Genomic DNA, 15,655 nt, shown 5'->3' on the forward strand with positions numbered 1-15,655 from the left:
CTGTCATGCGGACATTCGTCCGAAATCACTTTTCGAACCATTCGGAGGGTTCGCATGAAACAGCACGGTACTGACAGCTTCTTCGTCGTCGGCGAGGGAGTGCTCGAATTCGACTGGCAGGGACGCCCGACCACGCGGCAACCGTTGACCGTCGAGGAACTGCGCCGGTTCCGCTTCTCCCGGCTAGGACCGGTCGGCGCGCCGACCGACGAGCCGACCAGGGCGGCGTTGGCCGCCGCGATCACCGCCCGAGTGCCGCAACCGGATTCGGCCGAGCCGCCGATCCCGGCCGGGTTCACCTATCTCGGCCAGTTCGTCGACCACGATCTCACCATGGACCGGACCTCGGCCCAGCTCGGCGAGGACGTCACCGTCGACGAGTTGATGCAAGGGCGTTCTCCCGCACTGGATTTGGACTCCGTGTACGGCAGGGGACCGGCGGACCCGAACGATCGCGTCTGTTACACCGAGGACGGCGTAACACTGAAGGTCGGCACGACCTCCCCGGCGGACTTTCCCGACGACCGGGTGAAAGTCGAGCTGACGGGCTTCGACCTGCCGCGGTTCGGCGGCGCGGGCGGGACGGGCGCGGACCGGCGGCGCCCACTGATTCCGGACAACCGCAACGACGAGAACCTCGCGGTCGCGCAGACGCACCTGGCGTTCATCCGTTTTCACAACCGAGTGGTCGAGGAACTGGCGCTCAAGGGCCTGGCCAGGCGACGGTTGTTCAGCGCGGCCCGTGAGCTGGTCGTCCGGCACTACCAGTGGATGCTGGTGCACGATTTCCTGCCGCGCATCGTGGACCCGGCGATCGTCGCCGACGTGTTCCGGCAGGGCAGGCGGTTCTTCGAGGCGCCGGGCGACGGGTACGCGGGCCGCGGCCTGCGCCCGACCATGCCGATCGAGTTCTCCGTCGCGGCATACCGCATCGGCCACAGCATGATTCGCGACACCTACCAGTGGAATCGGGTATTCAACAGCACCGGTCCCGGCGAGATCGCCACCCTGTTGCAGTTGTTCACCTTCAGCGGCACCAGCGGTAATTTCCAGGCCGGTTCGCAGATTCCCGACCTCGACAATCCCAATTCGGGCACCGTCGATACCTTGCCGACCAACTGGATCGCGGATTTCCGCAGGCTTTTCGACTTCACCGAGGCGAACCGCCCCGATCTCGCGGCGCCCGCCGAGAGCGGCGGCGGCAACGTGACGAAGCGGGTCGATACCCTGCTGGTGGACCCGCTGGTCAACCTGCCTGCGGGCACCTTCGGTGGCCGCGGCAGCACGGTCCCGAATATCCACCGCAACTTGGCATTTCGCAATCTCACCCGCGCGCACATGGTCCGCCTCGCCAGCGGGCAGCAGATGGCCGAGTTCATCGGCGTCGAACCGCTCAGCGCCGAGCAGATCCTGCACGGCAACCAGGGCGCCACACTCGACGCGCTCACCGACGAGCAGCGCGCCACTGTCCTCGCCGCCACGCCGCTGTGGTTCTACCTGTTGCGCGAGGCGGAGTTCGGCAACGGCCTGCTCGGGCCGGTCGGTGGCCGGATCGTGGCGGAGGTGTTCCACCGGGCCATCGAGGGCAGCCGCACCTCGATCGTGCGCGATCCGGCCTGGCGCCCCAAGTACGGGCCGGACGCGAATACCTTCCGGATGACCGACCTGCTGCTGTTCGCCTTCGAGGGAAAGGCCGACCTGCTCAACCCACTTGGCGACTAGCGGCGTCGGTGGGGTGATACGAGCGCGCGATCAGCGCCGAGCGCAGATACCACAGGCCGGAGGGCTGCGACGGATCGAAGCCGGTGAGCTGACCGATGCGCTTGAGCCGGTAGTCGACGGTGTTGGTGTGCACGTGCAAGGCGCGGGCGGTGCGCTGGCGATTGAGGTTGTTGGCGATGTGCAGCTGCAGCGTCTCCAGCAACTCCGTGTGCTCGTCCAAGGGGGTGAGCACCGCGCCGAGGTATTCGCGGCCGGGACCCGGTCGGGTGAGCTGGTATTCGAGCGCGAGCTCGTCGAATCGGTACAGCCCGGTGACGCAGTGCAGGCGATGCACCATGTCGAGCAGTTCGTGGGCTTGATCGACGGCGCCGGGAATCTGCTCCGGCACCGACTCGACCAGGGCGGCGGTGATGCCGACCTGCGCGGCCCTGGACAGGCCCGCGACGAGCTCGTCGAGTTCCTCGTCGCTGTGCTGGCCGGCGGGCAGCAGGATGGTGCCGCCATCGATGCTGAGCAGTGACAGCGCACTGCCGCCGCAGCGGGCGGCCAGCTCGGCCTGGGTGCGGCGCAGCTTGCGGCGGGCGACGACCTGGGTGTCCAGGGCCGGGTTGTGCTCGTCGCGGTGGCGTGGAATCGACACCGCCAGCACCACATAGGACTCGGCGATGGCGACGCCGCACTCGCGCGCCATGGTCGACGTCGGCCGCCCGCCGAGCAGTGCGGAGGTCAGCGTGTGCACCGCCGTGTGGTGCTCGCTGACGACGGCGCGCAGTTCCCGGAAGTAGGCGCGGGAGATGGCCGAGGTGAGCGTGTGCAGGATCTCGATGTTCGTTTTGGAGCTGTCGACGAAGGTGTCGAAGTCCTTGGCCGTCAGCTTCGAGACGACCAGGTCGACGCCCATCTTGAAGCCCGCGTGAATGGCGTCGTGGATCGCGTCGATCGGGACACCCTCGCGGGCCCAACCGGCGGCGGCCTCCTCGAGCTTCTCCACCTTTTCCGGGATGTTCTGCCCGTCCAGCATGCTGGCGGCCAGTTCCAGGCACACCCGGGTGATGGTGGTGATGTCGCCGTAGATCGCCTCGCCGGGCAGCGTCCCGCAGGGCACGACGTTCTCGACGAAGTGGCCGACCATCTGCCGGGACAGGGCTCTGACGTCGCGTAAGGGGGTGGACATGGGTTGCCCGGAGATCGTCAGATTCGGCCGTAGCGGACTGTCGATAGCCATGACAACTCCTTTGTCAGCAATAGCTATGTAGCTGGTTCACATTAACTACGCGCTGGTGGTCGGAGAAGGTTACCGGCGAACTTGTGAGAACACGCGGGCCCGGCGTCGCGGTAGCTGTGATCGGTCACAGCAAGGGCGGGGTGGCGGGAGCTCGGCAGTGTCGCTAGTATAAGTGGAAACTTATAAAAGGAGGATGCTATGCCCCTGCTCACCGATCCCGCCGGCATCGCCGGGCTGATGGTTCGCGAGGTCCGCAATGGATCCCGGGACGGCGCGCCGACCAAGATCGCCGTCGCGCGCCGCACCTACGCCACCGATCAGAACGATCTGTGGGACGCGCTGACCAACGCCGAACGGCTGCCGCGCTGGTTCCTGCCGATCAGTGGTGACCTGAAAGTCGGTGGCAAATACCAGCTGGAGGGCAATGCGGGGGGCGTGGTCGAGGAGTGCGAGGCGCCGCGACGGCTCGCCCTGACCTGGGAGATGGGCCCGCAGGTGTCGTGGGTGACGGTCGACCTCGCGCCCGGCGACGAGGGCACCGTGCTGGAACTGGCGCACGAGGCGCCGGTCGATCCCGAGTTCTGGGGCCAGTACGGTCCGGGTGCGGTCGGCGTCGGCTGGGATCTGGCGTTGATGGCGCTGGGTCTGCATCTGTCCAGCGGGGCGGCGGTGGACCCGGCCGAGGGGCTGGCCTTTCCGACGACCCCCGAGGGGATCACGTTCGTGCGGGCGGCAGGCTCCGACTGGGCGAACGCGGCCATCGAGGCAGGCGACGACCCGGCCGCCGCGCGCGAAGCCGCCGAGCGGACGATCACCTTCTACACCGTCGAGCCCGAGGACAGCGCGCAGTCCTGATGACCTCTGCTCCGGAAAAGATCTTCGAGGCGCTCGGTGACCCCGTGCGCCGCTACATCCTCGAGCTCGTAGCCGCCGGCGAACAGCCGGCGGGCACGGTTGTCGCTGCCGTGCAAGGGTTTACCCGGATCTCGCAGCCCGGCGTCTCGCAGCATCTCAAGGTGCTGCGCGATGCCGGGCTGGTGCGCGTGCGCGCGGAAGGCACGCGCCGGGTCTATGCCCTGGACGCCGCCGGTGTCGAGGTGGCCCAGTTGTGGCTGTCGGCGCTGACGGATCAGCTGGCACAGTTCGCCCAGCCGCTCGACGCCCTCGCCACCGAGGTCGCCCGCGGTCGGCGTGCTCGGCGGGCGGCCGAACCCGGCCGGGACGTCACCGAGCGGGACGCTCGCCAGGCCTGATCAGCTGCTCGATTCGAGCTGGTAGGCGGCGGCTTGCAGGCCGAACAACTGAGCGTAGGTCCCGTCCTTCGCCATGAGTTCGGTGTGCGTGCCTTCCTCCACGATCCGGCCGTGGTCCAACACGATGATGCGGTCGGCATGCCGAATGTTGGCCAGCCGGTGGGTGATCAGGATGGTGGTGCGGTTGGCCGCGCTGCGGCCGTTGCCGCGGCTGAGGTGTTGCAGGGACTGGAAGACCGCGTGTTCGGCGCGGGCGTCCATGGCGGCGGTCGGTTCGTCGGCCACCAGGATGGGTGCGTCCCGGTAGAGCCCGCGGGCCACGCTGATCCGCTGCCACTGGCCGCCGGAGAGGTCGCGGCCCTTGCTGAATTGCCGGGACAGCACCGTGTGCTCGCCGTAGGGCAGCTCGTCGATGACGACGTCCGCACCGGATTCCCTTGCCGCCGAGGCGAGTACGAGGCCGTCCGGGTCGGCGCGTTCGATCCGGCCGATGCGGATGTTGTCCCGCGCCGTCATCGGCCAGCGGGCCGGATCCTGCATGACCATCGCGACCTGCCGGTAGATCGACTGCTCATCGACGGTGGCCAGATCGATGCCGTCCCAGCAGATCTGACCTTGCGTCGGCAGGTAGAGGCCGGTGATCAGCTTGGCCATGGTGCTCTTGCCGGAGCCGTTCTCGCCGACCAATGCGATGATCTGACCGCGGCGGATGGTCAGGTCGACCTCGTGCAGCGCGGGCTCCTTCTGGCCGGGATAAGTGAAAGACGCCGAGCGCAAACTGATCTCGTGTGGGTCGGCAGGGGCGTGGAGCTCTGCTGGTGGGCGGGTGCGTCGCTCGGTCTGGTCGAGCAGGTTGCCGTAGAACTCGAGGTAGAGGGTGTTCTCGTAGAGGCTGTTGACCCCGATCATGGTCTGCGACAACGCGGCCGACGCCATCCGCATCGCCACCACCGCAGTGCCCGCCATGGCCAGGGGTAGCTCGCCGAGGTAGAGCAGCAGGCCGAGCGTGCCGAAGGCGATGCCGGTGCCGATCCCGGCGATCGTGCGCCCCACCAGACGCACGCGCGCCCTGGCCAACTCGACCCGGCTCGTCTCGTCGGTGATCTGCTGGCTGATCCGCCGGTACTCGGTGAGCAGGGCCGGGCCCGCGGTGCACGCGCGCAGCTCGGCCGCGGTGTCCCGGTCGGACAACAGGTCGCTGGCGATGGACGTCCGCAGATGGCTGGTCATGATGCGGATATAGGACTGGTAGGACAGCTTCGCGGCGCGGGCCGACGCCCACATGTCCGGGGCGACAGCCAACAGCACCAGCGGCGCGAGCAACGGATGCAGCACCGCCGCCGTGGCCACCGCGGCACAGACGTGGATGAGCGAACCGGCCACGCCGGTGATCGCGTCGACGCAGTGGGCGATGCTGCCCATGCCGCGTTGCAAGCCCTGGCGGATCAGGTCGGCGTACTCGCTGTCCTCGAAGGCGATCAGTTCTACCCGGGCGATCGCGGTGTGCGCCTTGTCCCGCGCTTGCTGCTCGACCCGGGGTTTCAACAGCGCTTCCGCTGTGGCGGAGCCGCTTTCGAGCAGGGCGCGTGCCGCGAGGGCGGCCACCACCGAGCCGACCGCGGGCAATGCCGCCACCACGCGCTGCGCGGTCGGTCCCTGGGCGAGCAGCGTGGTCAGCACGTCGGCGGTGGCCAGCAAGCCGACCGCGGTCGCGAATCCGCCGGCTATGGACAGGAGTGCGGTGAGCAAGGTCAGGCGGCGGGAGGCCTGCCAGGCCAGGCCGGTCACCACTCGTGCGCCTGCTGGTAGCGCCCGTAAGGTCCGCCAGATTCCGGCCTCGGCGACCTGCTTGTCCACCGTCATCCAGGTCGGTGTGGTCATCTCGTCGATGCCGACGAGGGGTGGTGCGGTGGTTGCTGCGGCCATCGGGTCCCCTCCTGTGCCTGCTGGCGTACGCCCTACAGACTCGCGCCGGCGTCGCGGAAATGCACGGGATTATTTGCGGTGGAACGCGGTTCGGGTCGGGCCACCGCTCGAGGCTGGTAGTGCGGCATGCCCGGCCGACAGAGACCGCGAGCCCGGGCAGCATGGCCTCGGGCTCCTATGGCGAACCGGTGAGCCTGCGCCGCGTATCGCTGTACGAGAACGCAGGTCAGCGTAGTACCACCGAATAATGTTGCGGCTCTGCGACTTACGGGGGTGCTCGCCGCCGATCCGAGGTAGCGTGATGACAGTCACAACTGCATAACAGAATCGGACACTGCTATGAACAAGTTGCTGTCGTGGCCCGCAATGCTCTGCTGGCTGACCGTGCTGCTGGAGGGATATGACCTCGTCGTACTCGGGGCCGTCATTCCCACCCTCATCGATCAGCATCACCTCGGATTCACCGCTGCCAGTGCGACTTTCGCCGCGACCATGTCGCTGGTGGGCGTCGCCATCGGGGCCACCGGGTCGGGGCCGGTGACCGATCGCTACGGGCGCCGATGGATGCTGCTCGGCTCGATCGCGTTGTTCTCGCTGTTCACCGCGGTGATACCGCTGGCCGGATCGGTCGGCGTGTTCGCGACGTTCCGGCTGATCGCCGGAATCGGGCTCGGCGCGTGTATGCCGACCGCGCTGACCTTGATGGCCGAGCATATGCCCGCGTCCCGCCGGGCCTTCGCGAGCACGATCACCATGACCGGCTACCACGTCGGAGCGGTGATCGCCGCGCTGCTCGCGCTCCAGCTCGTTCCGCGCTGGGAGCCGCTGTTCTATCTGGGCGGCGTGGCGGGGTTCGTGCTGGTGCCGGTGGTCTGGATCAAGCTGCCGGAGTCGGCGGCGTTCCTCGCGGCCAAGGACGCGCCCACCCGCGTGCGGCCCGCGGTGTTGCTGAAGCCGTTGTATCTGCGTGCGACGCTGGGTGTTTGGGTCGGATCATTCATGGGGCTGCTGCTTGTCTACGGGTTGAACACCTGGCTGCCGAAGCTGATGCGTGATGCCGGGTACAACATGTCGACCTCGCTGACGATGTTGTTGATGTTGAACATCGGCGCGGTGATCGGCCTGCTGACGGCAGGGACGCTCGCTGACCGGCGGGGCATCAAACCGACGGTGCTGGTGTGGTTCGGTGCGGCGGCGGTGTTCCTGGCGCTGCTCAGTATCAAGATTGCGAGCACGGTGCTGCTCAACGGATTGGTGCTGGTCACCGGCATCTTCGTCTTCTCCGCGCAGGTGCTCATCTACGCCTACGTGACGCAGGCCTATCCGGCCGAAATTCGGGCCACCGCGCTGGGACTCGCCTCGGGTGTCGGCCGTCTCGGCGCGATCTTCGGGCCGACGATCACCGGCTGGCTGATCGTCGTCGGTTCCGCAAACCCTTGGGGCTTCTACCTTTTCGCTGCGGTCGCCGCGATCGGTCTGCTGGCCATGGCCGCGGTCCCACGTACCTCCATCGATGGCCTGGGCCCCATCGAACCCGTCGAGCAGGCTCGCTTGGGCGAACGCACGGTGTGACAGCGACCCGAGTCCAGCGGCATCGGCTATTGGCCAGCGGCTATGAGCTCGTGTTTGGTTGTCGGGTGTGAAGTCGAAAAGGATTCGGGTCGGTGTGCACCTGCTCGCCTGGAGTGCCACGCTGGCCGGGGTCGCCGGGATCGGCTTGCACTTCAGCCGGTCGGGGTTCGAGTTGCTGGTCTTGGCGGCTTCGGGTGCGCCCTACCTGATGGCGTGTGCGTTGCTCGGTGCGGTGGCGTTCGCCGCCACGCGGTATTGGATCGGTGCGGCAGTCGCGGTCGTGGTGCTGGCCGGCGCGCTGTGGACGCAGGCTCCGCTCTATGTCGGTGGCTCGGGCGAGGCCGGCGAGCACAGTGTGTCGGCGATGCAGGCGAATCTGCTGTTCGACGGCGCAGATCCGCGGGCACTGGTCGATGAGGTACGGGCCCGCAACATCGCGGTGCTCACCGTCAACGAGCTCACACCGTCGGCGGTCGAGGATCTCGGCCGGGCCGGACTGGATCAGCTGCTGCCGCACTGGTACCTGTCGCCGGGACGGACCGCGACCGGGACCGGAATATGGAGCAGCTACCCGCTGACGGACACCGTCGAGTACGACGGATTCGTGCTGAACCAGATCTCGGCCACGGCAACCATTCCGGACGTCGGCCCGGTGTCGGTGTTCGCCTTCCATCCGGTACCACCCGTGTACGGCACGCAGGTGTGGGCCGATGAGCTGTCCCGGCTGCACGAGATTCTCGAGCGAACACCGGCGAACCGGCCGGCCATCGTCGGCGGGGACTTCAACGCGACCTTCGACCACGCGCAGTACCGCACGATGTTGTCCGGACGGTTCGGCGACGCCGCGGAGCAGGCGGGTGCCGGCCACTTGGTCACCTACCCGACCGACAAGCGTTTCCCGCCGCTGGTCGGCATCGACCACATCCTGATCGCCGGCGGTCGCGCGGTCGCGGTGCAGACCGTGGGGCTGCCCGGTGCCGACCATCGCGCCCTGGTCGCGCGGCTTCAACTGCGCGGAGCGTCGTCGAGCACCTGACCCTCGGGACTGAATTCGCCTACGGGTTCGGCATTCAGCTCACCACGCCGGACCACCACCACGCCGAACAGAATCAGTGCGCCGCCGAGCAATTGGATGAGCCGCGGCGCCTCGCCGAGCAACGCCCAGGCGAAGATCAGTGCGGCGAGTACCTCGAAGAGGGCAACGAACGAGGCTAGACGGGAGCCGAGCAGGCGGGTCGCGGCGATGCCGGAGACGTAGGCGAGCGCCGCGGTCACCGTGCCGAGTGCGAGCACCGGCGGCCACCAGGCGACGGTGAAGCTTTGGAAGACAACAGGATTCGTGGTCGCGTGCAGCGGGACGATGCCGACCGCGCCCGCGGCCAGCAGGCCGAGTCCACCGATGAGGAGTCCGCCGGCGGCGAGCACGGTGCCCGGTAGCGTGCCGTCGCCCTGTGCGGAGAGCACGAAGTAGCCCGCCGCGCCGACCATGGCGGCCAGCGCCCACGCGAGGCCGACCCAGCTGGTGGTCATGCCGGAACGCAGGTCGATGACCAGGAACAAGCCGGTGATCCCGAGCGCGGCACCGGCGACCGTCGCGGCACCCGGGCGTTGGCGGTGCCGCAGCCACAACCAGCCGACCACGGCGATCGGGGCGGTGTATTCGATGAGAAGCGCCACCCCGACTTCCATGTGCGCGACGGCGTTGAAGTACGCGAGCTGGGTACCGGCGACGGCCATCAAGCCGTACGCGGTGATCAGGAAGGCGTTGCGGCGCAACAGCTGCCATTCGCCGTGCAACTGCGCCACCGCGATCGGCAAGAGGACTGCGGCGGCCAGCAGCACTCGGATCGCCACCACGGAGGCGGCGCTCCAGCCCGCGTTCATCAAGCCGCGGGCCAGCGGGCCGGAGAGTCCGAACGACGAGGCGGACAGCACCGCGAGGATCAGTCCGGATTTCAGCCGCTGAGCGGCCGTGTCATGAGTCATCGTAGCCATGGGTAATGACGGTATGGGGGTGCATGTAATATGTCAACATGACTTTTGCTCATGACACCGAGGCGGCGCTGATGGCCGCGGTGGAGCTGGTGAACTCGGCGGAGGAGCCGGACACGCTGACCGAAATCGACCAGCTCGCAGAGTTTTTCGTCAAGCACATCTACACCGGCGTGCACGCCGGCGACGCGGCGGAGCTCGCGCAGGTGCGGGCACTGCGGGCGCCGCTGCGCCGGATGCTCACCAGCGACCGCGATACCGCGACCCGGCTGGTGAACGAAACGCTGGCGGAGCATCGGGCGGTGCCGCAGCTCGTCCGGCACGGCGATGTCGATTACCACATTCACGCGGTGCCCTCGGCGGCGCCGCTGCCGGTCCGGATCGCCGTCGAGACCGCGATGGCGATGATCGATCTGATCCGCTCGGACGAGCTCAGCCGGCTGTCGGTCTGTGCGGACAGTACGTGCGAGGGTCTCGTGCTGGACCTGTCGCGCAACCGCTCACGGCGTTATTGCAGCACCACCTGCGGAAACCGCAATGCCGTCGCGGCCTACCGCGCGCGGAAGAAATGATCGCGACCCGCGAAAACGGCTGTCAGGATAGGCCGGTCGTATCGAAATCGGTAGTGTGCCGATCTCACATTGCACGATTTGCTGGACCGTCTTAATGTCGATTAGCACGCCAAGCTGGATGACCAGGGGGATCCCGGGCTGACGCTCGGGTCCGTAGTCGACCAAGGGCGGTATTCATTGACCGGCGATCGATCGATGTTTCGAACATGGTGGCGGGACCCGGTCGATTACCGTGCCCTGGTCGAGACCTTCGAATCGCACGGTGCGCTCGGTCGATTCAAGTTCATGCTCGGTGCGGGTGGGCTGGTCATGCTGTTGATCGCGGTGCTCGCGTCGGTGGCGCAGGGTGACGTCGCCGGGTGGGTCGGGCAGGTGCAAGGCGGCGTCGAGGCGACCGTCGCGGGGGCATGGACTTTGCGGTGGTGGTTTCTGCCGTGGCCACGCGAGCGCGAATCGCTCGCCTGGATTGTGCTTTTCGATATCGACACCACCGCCAATGATTTGCTGGTGCACGACCGTGTCATCGGAGTTTTGGGTGTGGTGCTGCTGACGGCGATGGGTGCGTATGTGACCGTATTCCATGGCCCGCGAATTCTGGCTCTGCACATCGGTTGGACGTTGTTGACGAGCATCGTGCTGGCGGCACTGATGGTGAACGGGACATTGGCAGCCGCCGGGCATCCGGATGGGGACCATCGGAAAGAGGATCTCGCCCTCGGCCTCGCGGTCATCCTGGTCATGCTCGTCGTGGTCGGCGTGATGCTGCCCTTCGTGCAGTTCTGCCACTGGCTGCTGCGGGCCGACGCGTTGTCGGACCCGCTCACCGCGCTGCTGAACCGGCGCGGGCTCGACGCCCACCTCTCGGCGCACCTCGTGCACTGCCGCGGCGGGTCGGCCTACGTCGCGACGCTGGACATGGACCGGTTCAAAGCCGTCAACGACACCTTCGGCCATCCGTTCGGCGACGAGGTGCTGACGCGGACCGCGCAACGGTTACGCGAAGTGGTCGATGCCGATGCCTTGCTCGCGCGCACCGGTGGCGAGGAGTTCGTGGTCGTCGGGTGCTTGCGCGAGGACGCGGCCGCGCTCGGCGAGCGGCTGCGCCGGGCGATCGAGACCATGCCCGATCTGCCGGTGCGGATCACCGCGAGCGTCGGCGTCGCGGTCCTCGACGGTGATCCGTACACCGCGAGTACCTTCCGTCGGCTGCTGCGGAGTTCGGATTCGGCGATGTATCGGGCGAAGCGACGGGGTGGCAACGCGGTGGCGGTCGCCGGCAAGGACGAGTCGCTGAGCAGGCCGCGGCGCAAGGTCGCCGGGGTGCCGGAAATCCTGCCGACAATGATCTGCGATGACGTCGGCGAGTCCACTGAGTCGATGAGACCGCCTGTCTAGGAAGGTATTTCGGTCATTCGACGAGTGTCAGTAGTGCGATGAGGGACTCGTTCACGTAGTCGCGGTCGACCCCGGCGGGCTCAACGATCGCGTGTTGCGCGAACCCGCTCATCAGCGCATGCACCGCGGGCGCCAGTCGGGCCACCTGCGCGGCGGTCGTCCTCGGTCCGTCGGCCTGATCGATCGGGTGGTCGGTGAGCAGTTCCTTCAGCAGGTCGAGATTGCTGGGGACCTGCTCGTCCACGTCCGACCGCAGCTGTGGGTCGCGGAGGGTGGCGGCCATGGCTTCCAGTTCGAACGCGAAATACTCGCGGGCCCGGTTCTCCGCCGCGGCGTCGAGGACTGCGGCCGCGTAGCCGCGCAGCACCTCGTTGAGGGGCAGGTCGGGGTCGGTCAGTGGACGGAAGGTGTCGTGATGTTCCGCGACGATCCGGTGGATCGCGGCGAAGAGCAGCGCTTGTTTGCTGCCGAAGATCGAGTAGATCGCACCCGTGGTCAAGCCCGCGCGGTCGGCGATATCGCCGAGGCGGGCGGACTGGTAGCCGTGGGCGGCGATCTCGGTGATAGCCGCCGTGATCAGGGCTGCCCGGTTGTGCTCCCGGATCTCTGCACGTCGCATGAGCTGATGATAATCTCATTATTGAAATAATCAGATTATCGAAAGAGGCATGATGGTTGAACTCGAGCGGCGCGGACTGTTCGCCCTGGTGGCGGGGCTGGGCGCGGCGGTGACGGCAGGTTGTGGGCGTGGCGCGGTGCAGGTTGTGGACGAGGTGGCGAGGATCGTCGGGCCGGTCGACCGGATCGACGCGTTTCCGACGGTGGACGAGCTCAACAGGTTCGTAGACGAGTTGGTCGTCGCGCACCCCGCCATGGTCGCCGTCGAGGAGATCGGGCGGTCGCGCGGCGGGGATCCGATCCGCGAGGTTCGGGTGGGGTCGGGGGAGCGGCACCTGGTGGTGTTCGGCAACCCGCATCCGAACGAGCCGATCGGCATGGCGACGATCCGGCATCTGCTCGGCCGGTTGGCTCGTGGCGAAGCGGACACCCTCGGTGCCACTTGGCATTTCGTGCCATGCGTGGACCCGGATGGGACGCGGCTCAACGAGAAGTGGTTCGCCGGACCGCGCACCCGGACCGCTGTGGCGCGCGAGTTCTACCGTCCGGCCGGGCCCGAGCAGCCGGAGTGGTGTTTCCCCATCACCTGGCGGGACCGGGAAGTCGGGGTGCCGATGCCGGAGACGCGGGCGCTGATGACGCTGATCGATCGCACCCGGCCCGCGCTGATCGCGTCGCTGCACAATGGCGACTTCGGTGGTGGCTTCTTCTATTGCTCCGGCGGGGACGCCGACTACTGGTCGGCGCTGGTCCAGTTGCTGGACGACGCGGACGTGCCGCGGCATCAGGGGGAGCCGGATGCGCCCGGCGGAGCCCGTTGGGCGGAAGGGGTTTTCGAGCTGCCGACGTTCGCGAAGATGGCCGACGCCTGGCTCGCGGTCGGGGTGGATCCGGTGGCGGGGATCGGCGGCGGGGGCAGCCTGGATTATGCGGCGCCCTACGGGACGGCGGTGCTGGTGAGCGAGTTGCCGCTCTGGACAGATCCGCGGATCGACGACCAGACGCCGAGCGAACGGGCATGGAACGACGTAATGCGTTCCACCGCAACGGCTTACCGTGAGATCGCCGCGCTGGTGACCGGGGTGCTCGATGGGTTGGGGGACCGGTTGACCGGCCGTAGTCCGTTCGAACGGGCGTTGCGGAGTATGGCCTCGGGACTAGGCGAGCTGGCCGCGGAGCGGGACGGGGCCGCGGATCAGGACCGCCGCGCAACGCTGGGCGAGATCTTCATCGAGGAGTACATCTGGGTCGCGGCGCAGCGCTTGCGCGCCGGGGGGATGCTGCTGCGGTTGCTCTACGAGGAGGTGCAGCGCGACCCGTCGCTGGCGGTCGAAAGGGCCCGGGTCGGTGCGATATTCGACGGTTGGAGTGCCGATGTCGAGCGCAATGCTCCGGGTGAGGCGGTGCCGCTGGAACGGTTGGTGGCGATTCAGGCGGGTGCCATCGTCACTGCGGCGACCAGGTTGCGCGACGGACGTCCGGTCTGATGCCCGAGGTAGGTCCGGTTGGTGCGTGAGCAGCGTCCTGGTGCCGGGTGAGCCGGTGCCGCTGGAATGGTTGGTGGCGGTTCAGGCGGGCGCGATCGTCACTGCGGCGACCAGGTTGCGCGACGGACGTTCGGTCTGATGCCCGAGGTAGGTCCGGTTGGTGCGTGAGCAGCGTCTTGGTGCCGGGTGAGCCGGTGCCGTTCCAACGGTTGGTAGCGGTTCGGGCGGGTGCGATCGTCACGGCGGCGACCAGGTTGCGCGACGGACGTTCGGTGTAGCGCAGGGAGTGGGGCAAGGAGCGGGGTGTTGCGCTCGGGTGGGCGACAGCGCGGCGGAGGTAGGGCAGTGTGTCGGCTGTGGCGAGTGAGCAGCGTCATGGTGCCGGGCGCGGGGATGCGGCGTAAGTTCGTTAATTAGCGAAATGCCGAAGGGTGGTGAGTGTGCTCGACGAGTGCAAGGCGCTGGCGAACGAGACGCGGTTGCGCGTGCTGGAGTGGCTCAAGGAGCCGGACGTGCATTTCCCGGAACGCGCAGACGAGACGGCTGAGCTGGGCGTGTGCGTCGGCCTCATCCAGCAGAAGGCCGGGACGTCGGCCTCGACCATGTCGGCGCATCTGGCGATCCTGCAGCGCGCCGGGTTTCTCAGCGCGACCCGGCGCGGGCAGTGGATCTACTACCGCCGCGACGACGCCCGCATCCGCGCCTTCACCGAACAACTGCACCGCGTTCTCTGACCTACGAAAGGCAACCTCCTATGTCGACTGCTCTGTCCATCCTCGACCTGGCGTCGATCGCGCCCGGCCAGTCCGCGCGCGACAGTTTCGGCAACAGCGTCGCCTTGGCGCAGGCTGCCGAACGGAGTGGCTATCGACGTGTCTGGTACGCCGAACACCACAACATGGGCTCGATCGCCTCCAGCGCCACGAGCGTGCTGATCGGATACGTCGCGGCGCACACCGACACCATCCGGCTCGGCTCCGGCGGCATCATGCTGCCCAACCACTCGCCGCTGGTGATCGCGGAACAGTTCGGCACGCTGGAGACGCTGTTTCCCGGGCGCATCGACCTCGGGCTCGGCCGCGCGCCGGGCAGTGATCAGAAGACCATGCTCGCGCTGCGCCGCAACCCGTCGTCGGCGGACTCGTTTCCGCAGGATGTGCTCGAACTTCAGGGTTACCTGACGGGGCGGTCGCGGGTGCCCGGCGTGCAGGCGGTGCCGCGCGCGGAAGGGGTTGTGCCGCTGTACATCCTGGGTTCGTCGCTGTTCGGTGCGCAGCTCGCCGCGCAGCTGGGCCTGCCGTACGCCTTCGCGTCACACTTCGCGCCGGACGCGTTGCATCAGGCGGTCGCCGTCTACCGCGACAGCTTCCGGCCGTCCGAGCAGCTGGCCGAGCCGTACGTGATGGCCGGCGTCAATGTGTTCGCCGCGGACGACACCGACGACGCGGTGGCGCAGAAGACAATTGCCTACCGCGCGCGGGCGCGCATGATGATCAAGCGAGGTGCCGCGGATGTCCGCTACACCGACGAGGAGATCGACGCGTTCCTCGCCTCGCCGAACGGTCGCCAGCTCGCCTCGATGACCCAGTACACCGCCGTCGGCACACCCGACGAAGTCCGCTCGTACCTCGACGATTTCGCCGCCTCGATCCAGGCCGACGAGCTGATCCTGACCCACCAGGCCACGCAGATCGAGGACCGGCTGCGCTCGGTCGAGCTGACCGGCGCCGCGATGGCCGCGGCTGCACCCGAGCGGGTTATCGGCTGATTCTGCGCGTTCCACCGTTACCGTGCGTTGGAACACCCTGTCCACCAAAGGATATGGTCGAGCGATGCGGACGGCGGAGGCCTCTGCCTATGGTGCTGGTGTATCCGGGCGCGGCAAGGAGAGGG

14 protein-coding genes are annotated in these 15,655 nt (G+C 67.7%); 10 read left to right on the plus strand and 4 right to left on the minus strand.

The features are described 5' to 3' along the window. The first annotated feature begins 54 nt into the window (after positions 1-54). Positions 55-1,722: a heme peroxidase family protein gene (locus IBX18_RS08880; RefSeq protein ID WP_194833244.1), complete on the plus strand. Its 1,668-nt coding sequence runs from the start codon at positions 55-57 to the stop codon at positions 1,720-1,722. Here the strand turns inward: IBX18_RS08880 and IBX18_RS08885 are convergent. Further along, positions 1,703-2,947 (minus strand): CdaR family transcriptional regulator, encoded by a 1,245-nt coding sequence (locus IBX18_RS08885; RefSeq protein ID WP_194833245.1) that lies wholly within the window; start codon positions 2,945-2,947, stop codon positions 1,703-1,705. The genes IBX18_RS08880 and IBX18_RS08885 overlap by 20 nt on opposite strands. A gap of 198 nt (positions 2,948-3,145) precedes the next feature. Here IBX18_RS08885 and IBX18_RS08890 point away from each other — a divergent pair, with 198 nt between their 5' ends. Together IBX18_RS08890 and IBX18_RS08895 are read left to right on the plus strand one after the other, a co-directional pair. Further along, positions 3,146-3,802, plus strand: a complete 657-nt coding sequence (locus IBX18_RS08890; RefSeq protein ID WP_194833246.1) for an SRPBCC family protein — start codon at positions 3,146-3,148, stop codon at positions 3,800-3,802. Further along, positions 3,802-4,200, plus strand: a complete 399-nt coding sequence (locus IBX18_RS08895; RefSeq protein WP_194833247.1) for a helix-turn-helix transcriptional regulator — start codon at positions 3,802-3,804, stop codon at positions 4,198-4,200. Before IBX18_RS08890 ends, IBX18_RS08895 begins: the two co-directional genes overlap by 1 nt. Here IBX18_RS08895 and IBX18_RS08900 read toward each other — a convergent pair whose 3' ends face one another. Continuing rightward, positions 4,201-6,126 carry an ABC transporter ATP-binding protein gene (locus IBX18_RS08900; RefSeq protein WP_194833248.1) on the minus strand — a complete coding sequence of 642 codons (1,926 nt, stop codon included), beginning with the start codon at positions 6,124-6,126 and terminating at the stop codon, positions 4,201-4,203. It lies immediately after the preceding gene. Positions 6,127-6,465: 339 nt separating this feature from the next. Between IBX18_RS08900 and IBX18_RS08905 the strand changes: the two genes are divergently transcribed. After that, positions 6,466-7,698, plus strand: coding sequence for an aromatic acid/H+ symport family MFS transporter (locus IBX18_RS08905; RefSeq protein ID WP_194833249.1), 1,233 nt, complete (start codon positions 6,466-6,468; stop codon positions 7,696-7,698). A 67-nt stretch (positions 7,699-7,765) separates the two neighbouring features. Beyond that, complete coding sequence (locus IBX18_RS08910; RefSeq protein ID WP_306796200.1) at positions 7,766-8,734, plus strand: endonuclease/exonuclease/phosphatase family protein; 969 nt, start codon at positions 7,766-7,768, stop codon at positions 8,732-8,734. Here IBX18_RS08910 and IBX18_RS08915 read toward each other — a convergent pair. Beyond that, complete coding sequence (locus tag IBX18_RS08915) at positions 8,704-9,693, minus strand: DMT family transporter (RefSeq protein WP_194833250.1); 990 nt, start codon at positions 9,691-9,693, stop codon at positions 8,704-8,706. The genes IBX18_RS08910 and IBX18_RS08915 overlap by 31 nt on opposite strands. A 38-nt stretch (positions 9,694-9,731) precedes the next feature. Here IBX18_RS08915 and IBX18_RS08920 point away from each other — a divergent pair, with 38 nt between their 5' ends. Both IBX18_RS08920 and IBX18_RS08925 read left to right on the plus strand, forming a co-directional pair. Beyond that, complete coding sequence (locus tag IBX18_RS08920; RefSeq protein WP_194833251.1) at positions 9,732-10,262, plus strand: CGNR zinc finger domain-containing protein; 531 nt, start codon at positions 9,732-9,734, stop codon at positions 10,260-10,262. A gap of 195 nt (positions 10,263-10,457) precedes the next feature. After that, entirely contained in the window at positions 10,458-11,657 is a 1,200-nt protein-coding gene (locus tag IBX18_RS08925) for a diguanylate cyclase (RefSeq protein WP_228540610.1), read from the plus strand. 13 nt (positions 11,658-11,670) lie between these two features. On the opposite strand, the gene IBX18_RS08930 is transcribed toward IBX18_RS08925, so the two are convergent. Further along, positions 11,671-12,276 (minus strand): TetR/AcrR family transcriptional regulator, encoded by a 606-nt coding sequence (locus IBX18_RS08930; RefSeq protein WP_194833253.1) that lies wholly within the window; start codon positions 12,274-12,276, stop codon positions 11,671-11,673. A 49-nt stretch (positions 12,277-12,325) separates the two neighbouring features. On the opposite strand from IBX18_RS08930, the gene IBX18_RS08935 reads away from it, so the two are divergent. From IBX18_RS08935 to IBX18_RS08945, 3 genes are all read left to right on the plus strand, one after another. Then, complete coding sequence (locus tag IBX18_RS08935; RefSeq protein WP_194833254.1) at positions 12,326-13,762, plus strand: M14 family zinc carboxypeptidase; 1,437 nt, start codon at positions 12,326-12,328, stop codon at positions 13,760-13,762. Between the two features lie 440 nt (positions 13,763-14,202). Further along, complete coding sequence (locus IBX18_RS08940; protein ID WP_246180642.1) at positions 14,203-14,496, plus strand: helix-turn-helix transcriptional regulator; 294 nt, start codon at positions 14,203-14,205, stop codon at positions 14,494-14,496. Between the two features lie 20 nt (positions 14,497-14,516). After that, positions 14,517-15,530 (plus strand): LLM class flavin-dependent oxidoreductase, encoded by a 1,014-nt coding sequence (locus IBX18_RS08945; protein ID WP_194833255.1) that lies wholly within the window; start codon positions 14,517-14,519, stop codon positions 15,528-15,530. Positions 15,531-15,655 lie beyond the last annotated feature (125 nt).

This window comes from Nocardia sp. XZ_19_369 (genome assembly GCF_015355715.1).
GTDB lineage: Bacteria > Actinomycetota > Actinomycetes > Mycobacteriales > Mycobacteriaceae > Nocardia.

Excerpts from the sequence above, each read along its gene's own strand:
- IBX18_RS08880 (WP_194833244.1), top strand. The coding sequence starts at position 55 with ATGAAACAGCACGGTACTGACAGCTTCTTCGTCGTCGGCGAGGGAGTG.
- IBX18_RS08885 (WP_194833245.1), bottom strand. The coding sequence starts at position 2,947 with ATGGCTATCGACAGTCCGCTACGGCCGAATCTGACGATCTCCGGGCAA.
- IBX18_RS08890 (WP_194833246.1), top strand. The coding sequence starts at position 3,146 with ATGCCCCTGCTCACCGATCCCGCCGGCATCGCCGGGCTGATGGTTCGC.
- IBX18_RS08895 (WP_194833247.1), top strand. The coding sequence starts at position 3,802 with ATGACCTCTGCTCCGGAAAAGATCTTCGAGGCGCTCGGTGACCCCGTG.
- IBX18_RS08900 (WP_194833248.1), bottom strand. The coding sequence starts at position 6,126 with ATGGCCGCAGCAACCACCGCACCACCCCTCGTCGGCATCGACGAGATG.
- IBX18_RS08905 (WP_194833249.1), top strand. The coding sequence starts at position 6,466 with ATGAACAAGTTGCTGTCGTGGCCCGCAATGCTCTGCTGGCTGACCGTG.
- IBX18_RS08915 (WP_194833250.1), bottom strand. The coding sequence starts at position 9,693 with ATGGCTACGATGACTCATGACACGGCCGCTCAGCGGCTGAAATCCGGA.
- IBX18_RS08920 (WP_194833251.1), top strand. The coding sequence starts at position 9,732 with ATGACTTTTGCTCATGACACCGAGGCGGCGCTGATGGCCGCGGTGGAG.
- IBX18_RS08925 (WP_228540610.1), top strand. The coding sequence starts at position 10,458 with ATGTTTCGAACATGGTGGCGGGACCCGGTCGATTACCGTGCCCTGGTC.
- IBX18_RS08930 (WP_194833253.1), bottom strand. The coding sequence starts at position 12,276 with ATGCGACGTGCAGAGATCCGGGAGCACAACCGGGCAGCCCTGATCACG.
- IBX18_RS08935 (WP_194833254.1), top strand. The coding sequence starts at position 12,326 with ATGATGGTTGAACTCGAGCGGCGCGGACTGTTCGCCCTGGTGGCGGGG.
- IBX18_RS08945 (WP_194833255.1), top strand. The coding sequence starts at position 14,517 with ATGTCGACTGCTCTGTCCATCCTCGACCTGGCGTCGATCGCGCCCGGC.